General features: G+C 36.1%; 17 protein-coding genes, 2 pseudogenes and 1 riboswitch. Of the genes and pseudogenes, 15 read left to right on the top strand and 4 right to left on the bottom strand.

The window, feature by feature from the left end; translation table 11 throughout:
* Positions 1 to 20 precede the first annotated feature (20 nt).
* From V6S17_RS02670 to sufB, 13 genes are all read left to right on the top strand, one after another.
* Entirely contained in the window at positions 21 to 1,253 is a 1,233-nt protein-coding gene (locus V6S17_RS02670) for an FtsW/RodA/SpoVE family cell cycle protein (RefSeq protein ID WP_051457435.1), read from the top strand.
* Positions 1,254 to 1,492: 239 nt separating this feature from the next.
* Entirely contained in the window at positions 1,493 to 1,846 is a 354-nt protein-coding gene (locus V6S17_RS02675; protein ID WP_029090737.1) for an arsenate reductase family protein, read from the top strand.
* Between the two features lie 29 nt (positions 1,847 to 1,875).
* Positions 1,876 to 2,256: a glycine cleavage system protein GcvH gene (gcvH, locus tag V6S17_RS02680; RefSeq protein WP_029090736.1), complete on the top strand. Its 381-nt coding sequence runs from the start codon at positions 1,876 to 1,878 to the stop codon at positions 2,254 to 2,256.
* A gap of 66 nt (positions 2,257 to 2,322) precedes the next feature.
* A complete protein-coding gene (locus V6S17_RS02685) occupies positions 2,323 to 2,634 on the top strand; it encodes a thioredoxin family protein (protein WP_036026768.1) in 312 nt (103 codons plus the stop codon).
* A 73-nt stretch (positions 2,635 to 2,707) separates the two neighbouring features.
* Positions 2,708 to 2,814: riboswitch (SAM riboswitch) on the top strand.
* A 93-nt stretch (positions 2,815 to 2,907) separates the two neighbouring features.
* On the top strand, positions 2,908 to 3,930 hold the full coding sequence (locus tag V6S17_RS02690) for a methionine ABC transporter ATP-binding protein (RefSeq protein WP_029090735.1): 1,023 nt from the start codon (positions 2,908 to 2,910) through the stop codon (positions 3,928 to 3,930).
* Positions 3,927 to 4,604 (top strand): methionine ABC transporter permease, encoded by a 678-nt coding sequence (locus V6S17_RS02695; protein ID WP_029090734.1) that lies wholly within the window; start codon positions 3,927 to 3,929, stop codon positions 4,602 to 4,604. Before V6S17_RS02690 ends, V6S17_RS02695 begins: the two co-directional genes overlap by 4 nt.
* Positions 4,605 to 4,626: 22 nt before the next feature.
* Positions 4,627 to 5,442: a MetQ/NlpA family ABC transporter substrate-binding protein gene (locus V6S17_RS02700; RefSeq protein WP_029090733.1), complete on the top strand. Its 816-nt coding sequence runs from the start codon at positions 4,627 to 4,629 to the stop codon at positions 5,440 to 5,442.
* A gap of 192 nt (positions 5,443 to 5,634) precedes the next feature.
* Positions 5,635 to 6,459 carry a MetQ/NlpA family ABC transporter substrate-binding protein gene (locus tag V6S17_RS02705; RefSeq protein ID WP_029090732.1) on the top strand — a complete coding sequence of 275 codons (825 nt, stop codon included), beginning with the start codon at positions 5,635 to 5,637 and terminating at the stop codon, positions 6,457 to 6,459.
* A gap of 304 nt (positions 6,460 to 6,763) precedes the next feature.
* Positions 6,764 to 7,546, top strand: coding sequence for a Fe-S cluster assembly ATPase SufC (sufC, locus tag V6S17_RS02710; RefSeq protein WP_029090731.1), 783 nt, complete (start codon positions 6,764 to 6,766; stop codon positions 7,544 to 7,546).
* A 17-nt stretch (positions 7,547 to 7,563) separates the two neighbouring features.
* On the top strand, positions 7,564 to 8,874 hold the full coding sequence (sufD, locus tag V6S17_RS02715; RefSeq protein WP_029090730.1) for a Fe-S cluster assembly protein SufD: 1,311 nt from the start codon (positions 7,564 to 7,566) through the stop codon (positions 8,872 to 8,874).
* A complete protein-coding gene (locus tag V6S17_RS02720) occupies positions 8,874 to 10,106 on the top strand; it encodes a cysteine desulfurase (protein ID WP_029090729.1) in 1,233 nt (410 codons plus the stop codon). Before sufD ends, V6S17_RS02720 begins: the two co-directional genes overlap by 1 nt.
* The gene (sufU, locus tag V6S17_RS02725) at positions 10,093 to 10,539 is read left to right on the top strand and encodes a Fe-S cluster assembly sulfur transfer protein SufU (protein ID WP_029090728.1); all 447 of its coding nucleotides are present in this window, start codon (positions 10,093 to 10,095) and stop codon (positions 10,537 to 10,539) included. The genes V6S17_RS02720 and sufU overlap by 14 nt, the downstream gene beginning before the upstream one ends.
* A gap of 15 nt (positions 10,540 to 10,554) precedes the next feature.
* On the top strand, positions 10,555 to 11,952 hold the full coding sequence (gene sufB / locus V6S17_RS02730; protein WP_029090727.1) for a Fe-S cluster assembly protein SufB: 1,398 nt from the start codon (positions 10,555 to 10,557) through the stop codon (positions 11,950 to 11,952).
* A 412-nt stretch (positions 11,953 to 12,364) separates the two neighbouring features.
* Here the strand turns inward: sufB and V6S17_RS02735 are convergent, their stop codons facing one another.
* The gene (locus V6S17_RS02735; RefSeq protein WP_029090726.1) at positions 12,365 to 13,075 is read right to left on the bottom strand and encodes a GntR family transcriptional regulator; all 711 of its coding nucleotides are present in this window, start codon (positions 13,073 to 13,075) and stop codon (positions 12,365 to 12,367) included.
* Between the two features lie 132 nt (positions 13,076 to 13,207).
* Here V6S17_RS02735 and V6S17_RS02740 point away from each other — a divergent pair.
* A pseudogene (locus tag V6S17_RS02740) lies at positions 13,208 to 14,563 on the top strand (PTS transporter subunit EIIC); the annotation flags it as partial.
* A gap of 45 nt (positions 14,564 to 14,608) precedes the next feature.
* The gene (locus V6S17_RS02745) at positions 14,609 to 16,051 is read left to right on the top strand and encodes a 6-phospho-beta-glucosidase (RefSeq protein WP_029090725.1); all 1,443 of its coding nucleotides are present in this window, start codon (positions 14,609 to 14,611) and stop codon (positions 16,049 to 16,051) included.
* Positions 16,052 to 16,194: 143 nt separating this feature from the next.
* Here V6S17_RS02745 and V6S17_RS02750 read toward each other — a convergent pair whose 3' ends face one another.
* The 3 genes and pseudogenes from V6S17_RS02750 to V6S17_RS02760 form a co-directional block, all read right to left on the bottom strand.
* A complete protein-coding gene (locus tag V6S17_RS02750; protein WP_029090724.1) occupies positions 16,195 to 17,103 on the bottom strand; it encodes a LysR family transcriptional regulator in 909 nt (302 codons plus the stop codon).
* Positions 17,104 to 17,180: 77 nt separating this feature from the next.
* Positions 17,181 to 18,975 (bottom strand): annotated as a pseudogene (locus V6S17_RS02755) (CocE/NonD family hydrolase).
* A gap of 217 nt (positions 18,976 to 19,192) precedes the next feature.
* Complete coding sequence (locus tag V6S17_RS02760) at positions 19,193 to 20,173, bottom strand: LacI family DNA-binding transcriptional regulator (RefSeq protein ID WP_029090723.1); 981 nt, start codon at positions 20,171 to 20,173, stop codon at positions 19,193 to 19,195.
* Positions 20,174 to 20,182 lie beyond the last annotated feature (9 nt).

The raw sequence follows: 20,182 nt of genomic DNA on the forward strand, positions 1-20,182 counted from the left end.
TGTTGAAGAGAGGGAAATAAATGGAAAAAAATAATAAAGGGCAACGAATTGATTACGGTATTATTGTGACGATGGCGTTGTTTTGTGCGGTGAGCTTAATTGCTATCCATACCGCTTTGGCCTCTAACCCTGAATACGGTCGCTCGTTAGTAATTAGACAAGGCGCATTTTATTTAATTGGTGCGATTGCAATTGCTGTGATTATGCGAATTGATCGTGAAACAATGATAAAAATAACGCCTTATCTCTATGGATTAGGTCTTTTCTTATTAGTACTTGTGTTGATTCCTGGAATTGGCGTTAAAATTAATGGGGCAAGAAGTTGGATAATGATACCAGTTATCGGTCAATTCCAGCCAGCAGAGTTGATGAAAATATTTCTTGTTATGATGCAAGGGAAGGTCATTATCGAGCATAATCAAGCGGCTAAAATCCGCACAAATCGTACTGATTGGATATTGTTATTTAAAATAGCACTCACCTCATTTATTCCGTTTGCATTAATACTAGCGGAAAATGATTTAGGTACAGGCTTGGTTATCATGGCAATCACTTTGGGAATGCTCATCATATCAGGCATAACATGGCGTATCCTCTTACCATTGATCACTTCTGTCTTTGCTTTAGGGGCAGGGATGATATACATAGTAATGACAAAACCGGAGTGGTTAGCCATTGTTGGTTTTAAACAGTACCAATTCGGTCGTATTACATCGTGGTTAGACCCTTATTCTTCTGCAGATTCAGATGGTTACCAATTAATTCTAGCGATGCAGGCAATTGGGTCGGGTGAAATTACGGGTTATAAAGGCACTAATGGTATGACAAATATCCCTGAAGGACACACAGATATGATTTTTGCGATGATTAACCACCATTGGGGGTTTATCGCAGGTAGTATTGTCATTGCATTATTTTTCATCTTAGTGTATCAAATTATTGGAACAGCACTTGACTTGAAAGATGAATTTTATTCAATTGTTTGTACAGGTGTAGTCATGACTATCATGTTCCATGTTTTGGAAAATGCGGGAATGACAATTGGTTTACTGCCGATTACAGGTATTCCACTGCCATTTATAAGTTATGGTGGTACCTCACTGGTTGTTAACTTGCTGGGAATTGGCGTCATTATGTCGATGCGTTTTAACTCAAATAATTCAATGTTCTCTAAGGAAGATAAAGAAAAAGATATTCCTACCTATGATGTAAAACAGAAAAAGAAAAATAAGCGGGCTACAAATAAACAGTAAGCCGTTTTTGAAACGTACTTCTTATTTAATTCGAGTGATGAATTTAATAGGGAGTACTTTTTTTATGAAGAGAGCTTGTTAGCTAATTCAATAGAAAGCGTTGAGAGTCTTTGATAAAAGTACAGTTTAAATACTGTTATAAAAAAAATAAGAATTATGGTAAAGTTTAGTTGTCCAAATAGTAAAAATCATCTATTATTAAGATATAAAGAGAATTCAAAAAGAGTGAGGGATAGTAAATGATTAAATTTTATCAATACCCGAAATGTACCACGTGTAAAAAGGCTTCAAAATGGCTGACAGATAACGAGGTGCCCTTCGAATCGGTGAATATCGTTGAAAATACACCCACAGCATCTGAATTAAAAGAGGTTTACAAAAAAAGTAAGCTACCGATTAAACGCTTTTTTAACACAAGTGGACAAAAATACCGTGAACTGGGTTTGAAAGATAAAGTTGATCAAATGACAGATGATGATATTTTTGCACTTTTAGCAACAGATGGCATGTTGATTAAACGTCCATTAGCCTTTGATGATGAAAAAATAACACTTGGATTCAAAGAAGATAATTATGAGAATTATTGGAACTAAAAATAAATAGATAAAGGGAGTTTTTTATTATGACAGATTATCAATCATTCAAGTACACTGAAGAACACGAATGGGTAAAAAAAGACGGTGCTAATTATTTTGTGGGAATTTCATTACATGCACAAGATGAGTTAGGTGATATTGTTTTTGTTGAAGTACCAGAAGTTGATGATGTCTTAGCAAAAGGTGATTCATTTGGTAGTGTTGAATCCGTTAAAACAGTCTCTGAACTCTATGCTCCTATTGGTGGGAAAGTTGTTTCTGTCAATGAAAAATTAGAAGATGAACCAGAAACAGTTAACCAAGATCCTTATAACGAAGGTTGGATTGTTGAATTTACAGATGTAGATGAAGCAGAATATAATGCGTTGTTAAGTTATGAAGAGTACGAAGCATTTATCAAAGAATAGTTAGTCATTAAAAACGCATGATGAGGTTCATCATTGCGTTTTTTTATATTAAGGGAGTTAATAATTATGAAAGAATGGTCTACGACTGAATTTAAAGCAGCGATACTTTCAAAAAGTGCGTTTGCGGTGCTGTTTTATACACCAATGTGCGGTGGGTGCCAGTTGGTTGAACGGTATTTACATTTTGCTGAAGCGGCAATGCCAGAAGTGCAAATTGTAAAAATGAATGTCAATTATTTACCAGAAGTGATAGCTAAATATGAGATAAAAAGTGTGCCGAGTATCTATGTTTTTAGTGACGATATGGCGGGTGAAAGGTTATCTGCCATTGATAATGTTACTCGTATTTACGAAGGATTAGAAAAACTTCGAAATTAAAGCAAAAAAGGAATTGACTTGTGCTATTATTCCGCCTATAATAACTATTAACAAGTATAACTTTATATGATATTTCTTATCAAGAGTGGTGGAGGGACTTGCCCGACGAAACCCAGCAACCCCATGAGAGTGGACGGTGCTAAATCAAGCTAAGTAAGTGATTACTTAGAAAGATGAGAAGCGGGCTATTCCTTTGTAGACGTTTCACATCTTTCTGAATTTCAGAAAGATGTTTTTTTATGCTTAAAGAAGGTTAAAGAGAGGTTGAAGTGAATGATTAAATTAGATAATGTCAGTAAAACATTCGAAACACGAAATGGTGCAGTCAATGCAGTTAAAGACGTTAATTTAGAAATTAATGAAGGTGAAATCTTCGGAATCATTGGTTATTCTGGTGCGGGTAAAAGTACTCTTATTAGAATGTTTAATGGATTGGAAGCACCGACACAAGGTGCTATTCATATCAATGATGTCATGATTTCTGATGTCAAAGGTGCAGCATTACGTGCAGCTCGACAAAAAATTGGAATGATCTTCCAACATTTTAACTTATTATGGTCACGAACAGTAGCTGAAAACATTGCTTTTCCACTAGAAATTGCTGGTGTCAAGAAAGCTGAACGTGAACGACGTGTCGCAGAACTCATTCACCTTGTAGGCTTGGATGGACGTGATAAATCATATCCTTCTCAACTGAGTGGGGGACAGAAACAACGTGTTGGTATTGCAAGAGCTTTAGCAAATGATCCTGATGTGTTACTTTGCGATGAAGCTACAAGTGCTTTAGATCCACAAACAACAAGTGAAGTTTTAAATTTACTGACAGATATTAATAAGCGCTTGGGACTTACAATCATCTTGATTACCCATGAGATGCCTGTTATCCGTAAGATTTGTAATCGTGTAGCGGTTATGGAAGGCGGAGAAGTAGTTGAATTAGGGGATGTATTATCTGTTTTTCAAACACCACAACAAGAAATTACTCGTCGTTTTGTTTCACAAGCAACAGATGATACAGCGACTGAAGAGGTGGAACAACTCCTTATTGAGACTTACCCAACAGGGTTGTTAGCACGTCTCGTGTTTAATGCTTCACAGGCAACTCAACCGATTATTACCGATTTATCTAAAAAATTCAACCTTGATATTAGTATATTACATGGGTCAATCACACAAACACAAAATGGTTCATATGGGTTCTTATTTATCCAAATTGTTGCAGAACAAGAACAGATAACACAAACAAAAGCGTACCTTGAAGAGATTGACGTTAGAATGGAAGTGATTCGTTCATGAAAGATTTATTAGTAAAATGGTTTCCTAATGTAATATGGCCTGAAGTTTGGACCGCGACGCAGGAAACGCTTATTATGACAGTGATTTCAATTGTATTTATTTTTGTTCTCGGTATTTTACTCGCGTTGTTGCTATTCTTAACACGTGATCAAGACAATTTAATCATTAAAAGTATCAATGGTGTGTCAGCAGCTTTCGTTAATATTTTCCGTTCGATTCCATTTATTATTTTAATTGTGCTTATCATGCCATTTACAAAAGTTTTGATAGGTTCTGTTATAGGAACCGCTGGTGCATTACCAGCTTTAATTATTTCAGCAGCACCATTTTACGCTCGTCTCGTTGAAATTGCCTTTGTAGAAATTGATAAAGGTGTAATAGAAGCAAGTCGTGCGATGGGTGCCAGTACATTTACGATCATTCGTAAAGTACTATTGCCAGAAGCGCTTCCTGCAATTATTTCAGGTTTGACAGTGACGACGATTTCATTAATTGGTTATACCGCAATGGCTGGTGTAGTTGGTGCAGGTGGATTAGGAAACATGGCTTACTTCACTGGTTTTCAACGTTCTCAAAATGATGTAACATTCGTCGCAACAGTCATTATTTTAATTTTAGTTTTCATCATCCAATTTATTGGCGATCGTGCCACTAACAAAATTGATAAACGATAACATATAAAAGGGAGAGTAACTTATGAAAAAAATTATTTTTGGACTATTAACAGCAGCAATCGTTTTAACTTTAGCAGCTTGTGGCAGCAATGATGCAAAGGATAAAGAGACAAAATTAGTGGTGGGGGCATCTAACGTTCCTCATGCAGAGATTCTAGAAAAAGCAAAACCTATCCTTAAAAAAGAAGGCATTGATTTAGAAATTAAAAAATACCAAGATTATATTTTACCAAACAAAAATCTAGCTGATGGCGAATTGGATGCGAACTACTTCCAACATATCCCATACTTAGACCAATATAATAAAGACAACAAAACAGATTTAATCAACGCTGGTAAAATTCATATCGAACCGTTCGGTATTTATTCAGAAAAATATAAAAAAGTTTCAGATATTAAAGAAGGATCAACTATCCTTATTAGTAACAGTACAGCTGATCAAGGTCGTATCTTAATGTTATTAGAAAAAGAAGGTCTTGTTAAAATTAAAGACTCTGTGAAAGATAAAGTAACAGCAACTATCAATGATATTGATAATGTTAAAAAATTAAAATTCTTAAATCAAATTGACCCAGGTTTATTGGCACAAGCCTATAAAAATAATGAAGCAGACTTATATGCTATTAATACCAACTATGCAATTGATGCTGGATTAAATCCCCAAAAAGATGCGCTTATCTTAGAGGATTCAGATTCGCCGTATGCTAATATCGTTGCTATTCGTAAAGAAGATAAGAACAATAAAAATATCAAAAAGTTGATTGATGTATTACATTCAAAAGAAATTCAAAAATTCATCGAAGATAAATACAATGGTGCAGTACTACCGACAAACTAACTATCAGATTTAATAGAGAGTAATCTATGTTATTACAGCTTGTTTGTCTAGTATATCGCCGGGTACAAGAACTATTGAATAGAGCGAGGCAATACTATGTCTCGCTCTGTTTTATATAAAATTTTTACAAAGTCAAAAAGATTGAATATTCGGATAGTTTGATTGGGAAAACAATAAAAGGGGGAAATGAAAATGAAAAAGATTATTTTGGGGTTAGTAAGTGTTATTTTGTTAGTGGTATTGGCAGCATGTGGAAATAGTGAAGCGGGTAAAGACAAAGAAAAAGAGACGACATTGGTAATTGGAGCATCTAATGTACCGCATGCAGAAATTTTAGAGAAGGCAAAACCTATTCTTGAAAAAGAAGGCGTGAAATTGGATATTAAGAAATATCAAGATTACATTTTACCAAACAAAAATTTGGCGGATGGCGAAATAGATGCGAACTATTTCCAACACATTCCGTTTTTAGATTTATCAAATAAAGAAAATAAAACTGATTTAGTTAATGCAGGTAAAATTCACATCGAACCTTTTGGTATTTATTCATCTAAATACAAATCAGTTGGTGATGTTAAAGAAGGGTCAACAATTTTAATCAGTAACAACGTAGCTGAACACGGTCGTATCTTAATGCTTTTAGAGAAAAAAGGTTTAGTTAAAATTAAGGATTCAGTTGATAACAAAGTTAATGCAACATTAAAAGATATTGATAACGTTAAAAAATTGAAATTCCTTAACCAAATCGATCCTGGTTTATTAGCGAAAGCTTACCAAAATGATGAAGCTGATCTTTATGCCATCAACACGAACTACGCTTTAGATGCAGGGCTAAAACCTAAAGATGATGCACTTATTTTAGAAGACTCTGATTCACCTTACGCAAATATTATTGCCGTGAAAAAAGAAGATGAAAATAAACCAGCAATTAAAAAATTAGTTAAAGTATTACATTCAAAAGAAATTCAAGATTTTATTACTGAGAAGTATAAAGGTGCTGTATTACCCGTTAAATAAATGAAACAGAACCATCTGTTGCAGTTTAAGCTGTCACGATGGTTCTTTTGTGTATTAGCAATACAGTAAATTTTTTTGAAACTAGCAGTCACTTTCAATCAGGAAAAATATAAACGCATAAAGGCATACAATAATTTGTAATTTTGTTACAATAGAAGTATGTGAAAAGCGCTAAACGATTATCAATATGATCGTTTTAAGTGATAATGCTTAAGCTGAAAGCTATCCTTATCTGATTTCAGCATTGCTTTTAGATTAAAATCATACTAAACTAATAATTATTAGAAAAGTTGGAGGGATATTGATGAGCACGTTACAAATTAAAGACTTACACGTATCAATTGAAGGCAAAGAAATCCTAAAAGGTGTTAATCTTACGATGAATTCTGGAGAGGTTCATGCAATCATGGGACCAAACGGAACAGGTAAATCGACACTATCGTCTGCAGTAATGGGACACCCCTCATACGAAGTAACTTCTGGAGAAATTCTTTTAGACGGTGAAGATGTATTAGAGATGGAAGTAGATGAACGTGCACGCGCGGGTCTCTTTTTAGCGATGCAATACCCAAGTGAAGTAACGGGTATCACTAATGCTGAATTTATTCGTTCAGCAATCAATGCTCGTCGTGAAGAAGGCGACGAATTACCAATCATGAAATATCTTAAACAATTAGATAAAACAATGGCTGGTTTGGAAATGACTGAAGAAATGGCTGAACGTTATGTAAACGAAGGCTTTTCTGGTGGTGAAAAGAAACGTAATGAAATTTTACAAATGATGATGATTAAACCTAAATTTGCGATTCTTGATGAAATCGATTCTGGTTTAGATATCGATGCATTAAAAATCGTTTCAAAAGGTGTGAATGAAATGCGCGGCGGCGAATTTGGCTGCATGATTATTACGCATTATCAACGTCTATTAAACTATATTACACCTGATCATGTACACGTTATGATGAATGGTAAAATTGCTCTTTCTGGCGGACCAGAATTAGCGAAACGTCTTGAAGCTGAAGGTTATGAAGGTATCCGTTCTGAATTGGGTATTGAACTTGATGTTAAAGAAGAAGCAAACGACTAAGAAGGAGGAATTGACAAATGGTCTTACAAACAATTGAAACCATTGATCCTGCGTTCATCACGTCTTTTGCGGAAAAAACAGCAGAACCTTCTTGGTTAACTGATTTACGTATTAAAGCATGGGGAAAAGCAGAAGAAATGGATTTACCGTATGTTGATAAAACAAAGATTAAACGTTGGAATTTCACGAAATTTAGCCAATACGCAAGTTTTGGGAAAACCGCATATGGAACAAATTTACCAGAAGCAGTAACAGATGTTGTGGATGTTAACGATGCTGAAATGTCAGTCTATATTCAACAAGATCAAACACCGTTGCATTTACATTTATCACAAGAAGCAATCGATAAAGGTGTCATCATCAAAGATTTAGCGACTGCTTTAAAAGAAAATAGCGAACTAGTAAAAGAGTATTTCATGACGACAGCTGTTAAATTTGATGAGAATCGTTTGACTGCTTTTCATGCTGCATTGGTTAACGGTGGTCTTTTTATCTACGTACCAAAAAATGTTGAGTTAGAATCACCAATTCAAGCTGTATTTGTACAAAAAGATGACCGTAAACCGTTTATCAATCATGTGATAATTGTTGCTGATGAAAGCTCTAAATTAACATATGTAGAAAACTATGTTGGTCAAACAGGTAAAGGGCGTGCAATCGCTAATATCGTTTCAGAAGTTATTGCGAAAGATAATGCAACGGTAACATATGGTGCTGTTGATACTTTAGGTGTGAATGTCACGACTTATCTTAACCGTCGCGGTCATGTATTACGTGACGCTAGTCTTGATTGGGCTTTGGGCGTTATGAATAATGGTAACACTGTGATTAATCACTTAACCAACCTTGTAGGAAACAATTCAAGTAGTGATGTTAAAACAGTAACCGTCGGAACAGGGAAACAAACACAAAACTTTACTACAGAAATTCGTCAGTATGGCCTAGCTTCTGTAGGGATGATCTTAAAACATGGGGTTGTACTCGATTCATCAACATCGATTTTTAACGGTATTGGTCATATTATGCACAATGCTAAAGGTGCTGATGCACAACAAGAATCACGTGTTTTAATGTTGAGTGATTTAGCGCGTGGTGATGCTAATCCGATTCTATTAATTGATGAAGATGAAGTAACAGCAGGACATGCTGCATCTGTTGGTCGTGTTGATCCAGAAGCACTCTTTTATCTACAAAGTCGTGGTTTAAGTTTATATGAAGCTGAACGCTTAGTTATTCATGGTTTCCTTAATCCAGTGGTTGATCAATTACCAATTAAACGTGTTCGTGAACTACTTTCGAATGTTATTGAAGGGAAAGTGAAGCGCTAATGAATATTTCGTCTGTCAGAAACGATTTTCCGATTTTAAAGCAGGAGGTAAATGAGCAAACGTTAGTGTATCTTGATAACGCTGCGACGTCTCAGAAGCCACAAATCGTCATTGATGCCGTATCGAAGTACTATGAAACAACTAATAGTAATGTACATCGTGGCGTCCATACGCTCGGTTCTCAAGCGACAGACATGTATGAAGGCGCACGCGAAAAAATACGTGAATTTATCAATGCTGCTGAAACAGCAGAAATTATATACACGCGTGGAACCACTGCAGCAATTAACATTGTTGCAACGAGTTTCGGTATCGCTAATTTATCCGCAGAAGATGAAATTGTTATCTCACCAGCAGAGCATCATAGTAATCTCATCCCTTGGCAACAGGTGGCGCGTATTACTGGTGCCACATTACGCTACTTTGAACTCGAATCCGATGGTACATTATCATTAGAAAAAGCAGCGGCAGCTATTAATCATCGCACTAAGATTGTAGCATTAGCCCATGCTTCTAATGTGTTAGGAACAATTAATCCCATCAAAGAAGTTGCGGCAATGGCGCATGCTGAAGATGCAATCATTATTGTTGATGGTGCCCAAGCTGTACCGCATATGTCTGTCGATGTTCAAGCGCTTGATGTTGATTTTTATGCTTTTTCAGGGCATAAAATGATGGGTCCAACGGGTATAGGCGTTCTTTACGGTAAGCGTGAATTACTTGAAGAGATGGAACCTGTTGAGTTTGGTGGCGAAATGATTGATTTTGTGACATTAGACGATGCTACGTGGAAAGAATTACCGTGGAAATTTGAAGCTGGCACACCGATTATCGCAGGAGCGATTGGTTTGGGTGCTGCGATTGATTACTTAAAAGAACTTGGTATGGATACAGTAGCGCAACACGGTGAAGAGATTATTACATATGCATTGGAACAACTGACGGCTATTGAAGGGCTTGAAATTCATGGACCCATTGATCCGAAGAAACGCACAGCATTAATCTCATTTAACGTCAGCGATATTCATCCACACGATCTTTCAACTGTATTAGATGAGCAAGGCATTGCTATTCGTGCAGGACATCACTGTGCTCAACCATTGATGAAATGGCTTGGAGCCTCTGCGACTGCGCGTGCAAGTTTTTACGTGTATAATACGAAAGAAGAAGTTGACTCGCTCGTTAAAGCAATCGAGCTAACAAAGGAGTATTTTGGTTATGGTGAAGCGTAATTTAGATCAATTATACCGACAAGTAATTTTAGAACACTATCGCAAACCACGAAATAGTGGGGAGCTTGAAACACAAACACATAAAATTGAAATGAATAACCCAACATGTGGCGATCAGATCTTTTTGAATCTTTATGTACAAGACGGCATTATTAAAGATGCTAAATTTACTGGATCAGGCTGTTCGATTTCGATTGCCTCTGCTTCAATGATGACTGAAACCATCAAGGGGCTAACTATCGAAAAAGCATTATTGGTCTCACGAGATTTTTCAGAGATGATGCAAGGTCATACACATGAACATTTGAGTGAAGAAAATGAAGAACTTGAAGTACTAGCAGGGGTTTCACAATTTCCCGCACGTATTAAATGTGCAACACTCGCTTGGAAAGCAATGGAAAAAGCAGTTGCTGTTGATAAAACTACGAAATAAGGAGGATGAATAATTATGGCTCCGAAAATGCCAGAATTGAGCGAATACGAATATGGCTTTCATGATAAAGATGTCTCTGTTTTCCGAACAGAACGTGGCTTAACAGCTGAAATCGTTACTGAAATATCTAATATGAAGGAAGAACCACAATGGATGTTAGATTTCCGTTTACGTTCGCTTGAACAATTTTATAAAATGCCAATGCCACAATGGGGTGGTGATTTATCAGAATTGAAATTTGAGGATATTACCTACTATGTAAAACCATCAGAAGGAACAGTAAGTGATTGGGATGAAGTCCCAGCTGAAATTAAAGCGACTTTTGATAAATTAGGTATTCCAGAAGCAGAGCAAAAATATTTAGCAGGTGCATCTGCACAATATGAATCTGAAGTTGTTTACCACAACATGCAAAAAGATCTTGAAGATAAGGGTGTTATTTTTAAAGATACTGGTTCCGCTTTACGTGAAAATGAAGAGCTTTTCCGTGAGTACTTTGGTAAGATTATTCCGCCACAAGACAATAAATTTTCAGCATTAAACTCAGCCGTATGGTCAGGTGGCTCGTTTATTTATTGCCCTCCAGGTGTGAAAGTTGAAACGCCATTACAAGCTTATTTCCGTATTAACTCACCAAACATGGGACAATTTGAGCGTACGCTTATTATTGTTGATGAAGGTGGTTCAATAAACTATGTTGAAGGGTGTACAGCACCTGTTTATACAACGAACTCATTGCATTCAGCTGTTGTTGAAATCATGGTTAAAGAAGGCGGTTATTGCCGTTATACAACAATCCAAAACTGGGCAAATAACGTTTATAACCTCGTAACAAAACGTACTTTCTGTGATGCTAACGCAACAATGGAATGGATTGATGGAAATATCGGTTCTAAATTGACGATGAAATATCCATCTGTGTATCTCCGTGGAGAAGGTGCGCGTGGGACAACGTTAACAATTGCAATCGGTGGACGAGGTCAACGTCAGGATACAGGTACTAAAATGATTCACTTAGCGCCTAATACGTCTTCGTCAATAATTTCTAAATCAATTGCGAAACAAGGTGGTAATGTTACTTACCGTGGGATTGTTCACTTTGGTCGTAAAGCTAAAAATGCACGCTCTAATATTGAGTGTGATACGTTAATTATGGATCATGAATCAACATCAGATACAATTCCATATAACGAAATTCTCAACAGCCAAATTTCTTTAGAGCATGAAGCAAAAGTTTCACGTGTATCAGAAGAGCAATTGTTCTACTTGATGAGCCGTGGTCTAACTGAAATTGAAGCAACTGAAATGATCGTTATGGGATTCATCGAACCCTTTACAAAAGAATTACCAATGGAATATGCCGTTGAAATGAACCGCCTCATCAAGTTTGAGATGGAAGGATCAATCGGTTAAGTACTACTATCGTTGCTGACATTGTTGCGAAGAGATGAGCTTACAAAGACAGTATGGGACGGAGCGCAAGCGAGTACCAATCCTTATGTTAATAACTGAGAGTACCACTCCTTTTTATTGAAAAGCGAATACTATTCTTTATGTTACTCCTTTAAGAGTATCAATTTTTATAAATTTAGCCACACAAAGTGTGGCTTTTTTTATTGCTGACATTTTCGCAATTTTAATCGCGTTATGATATTATCGTTCATTATAATATTTAAAAGTCATTGAGGCAGCTACCAGAAAGTAGCTGCCTCAATGACTTTTTTACTGATTTTTGAATAACAACACCTAAGTACATAAGGAAAACACTATAAATGGCAATTTTAGTGTCTACTCTATAACGTGCTTTTATAAAGTGAGTCGTCTTTTATTTATCCATTCCACTAGATTGTATGAAAAACTGCGAATGGTTGTAGTTATAGGTCATTTTTGAAAAATCAAAGGGTTCACCGCTCATTAAATAAAACAGTTCATCAACGTGTAAAGCCGGATCATGTGTGTTTAAATTTAAATAACTGGCTTCAGTCTGATTTAACTGACCGATTCGTAAATATTTATCAGAAAAACGGACCTTTAATTTAAGTGTCTCTTTTAAATAATGAAAAATAGAATCTTCGACAATTTCTTTATTGAGATAAGGAACATATTCTTTATTGAAGTAGGATTCTTCAATACAAAGAGCCTGTTTATTAATAAAACGGATACGTTTAACGTAATAGACTTCTTGTGTCAAAGAGCATTTTAGATTATCGCTTACTTCTTGTGTGGGTAGTATTGTTTTTACTTCAAGTACATTTGCTGAAAGATTAAAATCTGCTAAATCATCGGTAAATCCTTTATTATTAATTAAGTTAATATAACCTTTACGATTTTGGCGTCTTACAAAAATACCACTCCCACGTACTTGATAAATGACGCCATTTTTTTCTAAAATGGATAAGGCTTTAATAACTGTATTCTTACTCACCTCGTAGTTTGTAATTAAATCCTCTAAACTCGGTAATTTTTCCCCTTGTTCTAACTTTGAAACCCTAATGTATTCTTCGATTTGATTGGCAATTTCTTGGTACTTAAGCATAAATTGGTCACCCCGTGGATAGAATATAATAATATTACTTTAAGTATAGCATAATCTAAAAAAAAGAGTTGCATTATTGTATGGGTATAATTATAATGTAAGTGTACAATAAAAAGAGCGGAGGGGAAATGAATGTCAAAAAAAGTAAGAGATTATGAAAACTTAGCTAATGATATATTAGAGAAGGTAGGTGGAAAAGAAAATATAATAAAAGCAACACGTTGTGCAACAAGACTTCGATTAGTTTTGAAAACGGTACCATTAAATGCGGTTGAGGAGATTACTGAATTAGCTGGGGTGATTACCGTGGTGCAAAGTGGTGGACAATTTCAAGTAGTGATTGGACCACATGTAGGTGAAGTGTATGATTACTTTGTTAAATTAATTGATTTAGATACAGTTGACGTGGCAGACCAACCCAAAACGAGTATTTTAAATCGTATTATAGCCACTATGTCAGCCGTCTTTGCACCATTTGTGTATATATTAGCAGCAGCTGGTATATTACAAGGGCTATTAATTATCATGAAATTAATCAATCCATCATTGCAAACGACCGGTGCTTTTAAAGTGTTCGACTTCATTTCATGGACACCGTTTACCTTTTTACCGATTTTAATTGCGATTACCGCAGCGAAGCATTTTAAAACGAATCAATTTATAGCATTGGCTTGTTGTGCCGCGTTAGTTAACCCCTCGTGGGCATTGATGGCTGCTCAAATTGCTAGTGGTGAATCTATTAAATTTTTTGGAATCTCGCTATCAGAAACAACTTATACATCAACAGTGTTACCTGCAATCTTACTAGTCTGGTTATTGTCATATGTTCAACGCTTTTTCGAAAAAATCTTACCTGAAGTCATCCGCTCACTATTTGTACCATTATTTTGTATGGTCATTATGGTGCCACTAACATTATTAATTGTAGGTCCACTTTCAAACGGTGCCGCAGTTGCCATTGCTGATGGTTACAATAAATTAGTTGAGGTTGCTCCGCCATTAGCAGGCGCTTTAATCGGTGGTTTTTGGCAAGTGGCTGTTATTTTTGGTGTTCATTGGGGTATAACACCGATGTGCTTGGCTAACTTTGAAGCATATGGACGCGATTCTTTCCAAGCTTTTCAAACGATTGCAGTTATTGCACAAGTTGGCGCAGTCTTTGGTGTATTCTTAAAAACTCGCGATAAAGAAATGAAAAAAATCTCGTTATCTGCTGGTATTACCGGTTTATTCGGTATCACTGAACCTGCGATTTATGGTGTAACGTTACGATTAAAACGTCCGTTTTTAATCGGTTGTTTAGCAGGTGCTGTTGGAGGTCTTGTTGCAAGTTTCTTCAATACGTATTACTATGCTTATGCTGGTCTACCAGGTATTTTAACAAGTGTGAATGCACTTAATTCAGATAATCCAAGTTCATTTATCGGATTGATGATTGGTTCAGCGATTGCTTTATTCGGGTCAATCATTGCAATCCAAGTTTTTGGAACGGAAAATAAAAAAATAAAAACAAGTAAATAGGAGGAAAATCGAATGAAAACATCATTACCAAAAGATTTTTTATGGGGTGGCGCATTAGCAGCGCATCAATTTGAAGGTGGTTGGAATAAAGGTGGAAAAGGCGCAAGTGTGGTAGATGTGATGACTGCGGGAGCACATGGTGTTGCTCGAGAAATTACAGAAACAGTAGAGGCGGATAAGTTTTATCCAAATCATGAGGCCATTGATTTTTATCACCATTATAAGGAAGATATTGCGCTCTTTTCTGAGATGGGGTTGAACTGTTTACGTACATCAATTGCCTGGACACGAATCTTCCCCACAGGCATCGAAGAAGAACCAAATGAAGCAGGTTTACAATTTTATGATGATGTATTTGATGAATTAATTAAACATAAAATAGAACCTATCATCACGTTATCACATTTTGAAATTCCTTTGTATATTGCCCAAGAATATGGTGGTTTCCGTGATAAGCGAGTGGTTGACCTTTTTGCGAAATTTGCCGAAGTATGTTTTACTCGTTATCAACATAAGGTGAAATATTGGATGACGTTTAATGAAATAAATAATCAAATGGATACCAACACGCCTTTGTTTTTATGGACGAATTCAGGTGTAACGGTGAAACCTGGAGAAAATGCCAAAGAAGTGATGTACACCGTGGCTCATCATGAATTATTAGCAAGTGCTAAAGCTGTAGCTATCGGTAAAAAAATCAATCCGGATTTTGAAATAGGTTGTATGGTCTCACATGTACCTATCTATCCCTATTCATGTCGTCCAGCGGATATAATGGCTGCCGAAGAAGCGATGCGTCAACGTTTCTTCTTTGCAGATGTTCATTGTCGTGGTGCTTATCCCAACTATGCATTGAAAGAATTTGAACGTGAAGGATACGATATTACAATCACAGAAGAAGATAAAGACATTTTGCAAAATGGTACTGTTGATTATATTGGGTTTAGCTACTATATGTCGACCGTTGTAAAAGCAGATATTACTCAAGATAATACGGGAAATGTCGTTAATGGTGGACTCGCAAATGGTGTTGAAAACCCTTATATTGAATCAAGTGATTGGGGTTGGGCGATTGATCCAACTGGCTTACGTTATACAATGAACCGTCTCTATGATCGTTATCAATTGCCGTTATTTATTGTGGAAAATGGTTTTGGTGCGATTGATGAATTAGAAGAAGATGGCAAGATTCATGATGACACTCGTATTGATTACTTGAAGAAACATATTGATGCACTTGAATTAGCGGTGACTTATGATGGTGTACCATTGATTGGTTATACGCCATGGGGAATTATCGATTTAGTATCATTTACAACAGGAGAAATGAAAAAACGTTATGGGATGATTTATGTTGATCGTGATAATGAAGGGAACGGCTCAATGAAACGTTATAAAAAAGATTCCTTTGAATGGTACAAAAAAGTAATTGCAACGAATGGTAAAAAACGCTAAAAAATGTAGCGCTAAATAATAAAAGGACAGTACTCCTGCGATTATTTGCAAGAGTACTGTTTTTCTAATTGTGCATTTAAACGAACTAAAAAAGCCATTTAAACAGCACGATATACAAAATTGAGAAGTGAAGTTAAATGACTTTATAAATTATAGGAGTTATGTTTGATGAATTCAAAAAATGTCTTGAGTAGCGAAGAATTGTTGGTTGTATTAAGTGCTGCGACAATATTTTGATCGCTGTTAGTGCTTTCTAAATCAATAATTTTGATATGATACTTATCTGCTAAAGAGCCATCATTCATTCCTGAGTATAAAAATGATAGCCCATTTCCCACTGAAACCATTGATAAGCCTTCATCAAGGTCCTTAACGTAAGCGTTAGCTTTTAGATTGAAACCATTTTTAATACCTTGGTTAATGACGTAATCTACAATTACAGGAGAGTGTTGTCTTTCTAGTAAAATGAATGATTCTTGGCTTAAATCAGAAAAAGTAATTTTTTTTCTAGAGCTTAAGGGGTGTTCAATAGGTAAAGCAATTTGCAAATTATTTTTGATGAAGATAGTATAATCAATCGTTTGATTTGTTTGAACATAAGTGAGTAAATTGAACACAATATCATAATGGCCATTAGTTAAACCATCTGCTAAATTCATCGGTGTGTCCTGTTGTAGTAAAAATTGAGTTTCAGGACAAGCCATTTTAAAAAGCTCAAATAACTCATACATTTTTCCCATATTGAAATTCGAAAGATAGCCTACTTTTAAAATCTGTGGCGTTTTATCGGCAGTCGATTGGGGGTCAAACATATGAGTTAATTGATCAACACTTTTTAAAACCTTGGTTACTTCTAATAAAAACTGTTCTCCTGCAAGCGATAATTTTAATCCATGGGAATGTCGAATAAATAATTCTATGTTTAATTCTAATTCTAATTCCTGTATGCGCCTGCTTAAAGTAGGTTGTGAAATGTATAGTTTTTCAGAAGCTTTTGTAAAACTATTTTCAGTAGCAACAGTTACAAAATATTTTAAGGTAGATAACTTCATAGCGGCTCCATTTCAAATATATATATTTAAATAGTAGCTTTAGTATAATGTTAACACCTGTATTTTACAAGTTTTTCCTATGAGCGTGTTGCTAAAGTAGACATCAACGGTAATTGTAGATACGAAGCATACTCGCCACCAGTATGGATAATATGAGTCCCTTTATTATCAGGCGTGCAACCAAGAGTACCAGGCATTACTGAACCAAGCTCATCTTTTGTGCTGATAACGACTCTAAGTGTCTCACCAGATTTATAAGAAAGGCCAATTGGACTTAAAACGATGTCTAATTCAACAATTTGCCCTTTTTTTAATTTTTCAACACTATCAAAGCGATATGCTGGGATTTCATCGGTTGCAACTTGTTTATCAAGTAGACGTTTCGATGCTCGTAGACGTCCCCAAGCGCCTTTATATCTTAAAGCAGAAGCACCTTCCTGTGTGAAATCTTGAAGAGCAGCACCTTGATTAGGAACAACAAATTCGCTAAGGACATTGCCAAATTCATCTAATTTTTGTACCCAAACAAAAACATCCATATCATCATAACCATCTACTTCCATGAAGAGTTTTGCTTTAGGATAACCAACAAAATGTGTTTCCTCTAAAAAAGTCATTTGGAAGGATGAACGTCCTGGAAGATTAGATACCGCATACTGAACAGGTGTATCTTCCGATAGAGGAATTTCTTCTAATGAGCGAAATTTTCCATTTAAATAATAACGTTTATTTTGGCTTGCTATAGGTGGGAATGTTTTTGATGCAATGTCTGTTTGATTACCACCTTGAAAATCAAGTAGTGAATAACGTACGGTCGATCTATCAGTCCAACCGTTATCAATGTCGAGTAGATAATAATCAAAGAAACGACGTAATTCTTCAGTATTGCTTTCATCATAATAATAAGGCCATTCTTGACGGTCATGGATACGAAGCCATTTTTCATCGGAGCCTAATAATCGCCATGAGCGAAATGTTCCCATTGTATGTAAAGTGTTTGAATAACTTGCAATTACAAAAGCGGGAACAGTAATTTTACTTGGATCAGCAACTTTATCTTCCCATAGAGGGGCATTAGCTAAAGGAAAAGTAGTCATCTCTTTAATTAAATCTTCACGTTTAGCCCCTTTTGCACTCACGTGATTAATTTGGAGTCGTTCGATAAAATTTTTGTCAGGAATGCCACCGATAAAAGCTAAATCACGATAACCATCAGCAAGCCCCTCAGTAGGGTTAATACAAGTAAGATGAGGTGGTTGCTCAGCAGCAATAAACCATTGTGAAAAAGCAAGGTACGATGTACCAGTGAGAGCCGTTTTACCGCTACACCATGGTTGGTCAGCTAACCATTCGATTAAGTCATAACCATCTTGTGCTTCTTGAGAACCAATCATCGTTGTATCGCCTTCACTATGAGCAATACCACGCATGTCAGGATTGCACACAGCATAACCATTTGCACACAGCATAACCATTTGCACACCAATAAGCAGGATCTGGTGCTTCAAACTTTGTTAAACCCGAGTTCCATTGATTTCCCATCCCCAACATATTGAAGAGGTTTTTATAGCGAGGTGCAGTACCGGCACTTTTTCCATAAGGGCTCCACCCGATAAGGACAGGCACTTCTTCGTCAGTGATAGGTAGATAAATATCAGTATAAATTGTAATACCGTCACGCAATTGAACAGGAACATCTTTTAACATTCTAAGATCACATGGTAAGGGTTTAAAACCTTCGGCAATTTTTCGGCCTTTTTTTAAGAGTAATTCCTTCGTTTCAAACGGACTAAGCACGCCATGTTCAATTCCGTTGTCAACGTATTCAAAAGAAGGGATAAAACACATGTTTTCTGTGATTTTTGCAGTCATTTATATTACCTCCAATTATTCTGTTATTAATCGATTAACTATTTCAAATTATACAGCTGATAAGAAAAGGCGTACAATCGTTTATCTGCATAGGCAGTTCCGAAATAAAAGAGCTATACATAAAGTGAATATCACTTCTCTCGAAATTAAAAAAACTAAAAATACCGATGATGGTATTTTTAGCTTTGAATTTTTAAGTATTTATTATAGCCTTCAGCTAACATGATTCCGAAAGTGCAACACGCGCGGGTAGACTATATGTTTCTTCTAAAATAACATCAGCATCTTCGATTCGTTTCATTAATAATTCTATCATGACATCACACATCTCATCGATAGGTTGAACGACTGTTGAGAGATAAGGAGCTAGTTGATGGAGAAGTTTAGTGCCATCATAACCCACAACTTTTAAGTCAGTTGGGACATTGATGCCGATTCTTGTGGCAATATTGATAACTGTGACTGCTGTTAAGTCATCTGTACAAAAAATACCATCAATAGACTCATCTTTCAATAGTTTTTCAATTTCAATCTGCTTTAAAAGTTCAGATGAATCACTTTTTAAGCGGATGCCATTTGTTTCGAGGTTCTGTGCATCCATCACTGCTTTGTAACCATCAAAACGGTAATCACTAGGGGAAGCAGTGTCGTTAGCACCTGTAATAATAGCGATATTTTTTGCGCCACGAGCGATTAATGCTTCAGTGGCAGCTTTACCACCTTCAAAGTTATTTGATGAAACAATCGGAATCCCTGGAGCTAAAAAACGATCGAAAGAGATGATTGGCAGGGTAACATTTTGATATTCATCAATGTTGAGATTGTGACTACCAGCGATAACACCATCTACCTGATTTGCCGATAACATTCGCAAATACTCACGCTCTTTTTCAGGATCTTTCTCGCTATCGCACAAGATGACTTTGTATCCTTTGGCAAAAAGTTTTCGTTCGAGATTTTCGATCAGCTCACCATAAAAGGGATGACGTACAGATGGGAATACCAGACCAATCAGCATGGTGCTTTTACCTTGCAAGCTACGAGCGAGGCTATTTGGTTGATAGTTCAATTCACGCATCGCTGAATGAACTTTATCGATTGTTTTTTTACTTAAATAACCATAGTTATTAATTACACGACTAACAGTTGTGGCACTTACGCCTGCGAGCTCTGCAACGTCTGTTAATTTCACTACCATATCATCACC

The sequence above is a fragment of the Brochothrix thermosphacta DSM 20171 = FSL F6-1036 genome (genome assembly GCF_036884295.1).
GTDB lineage: Bacteria > Bacillota > Bacilli > Lactobacillales > Listeriaceae > Brochothrix > Brochothrix thermosphacta.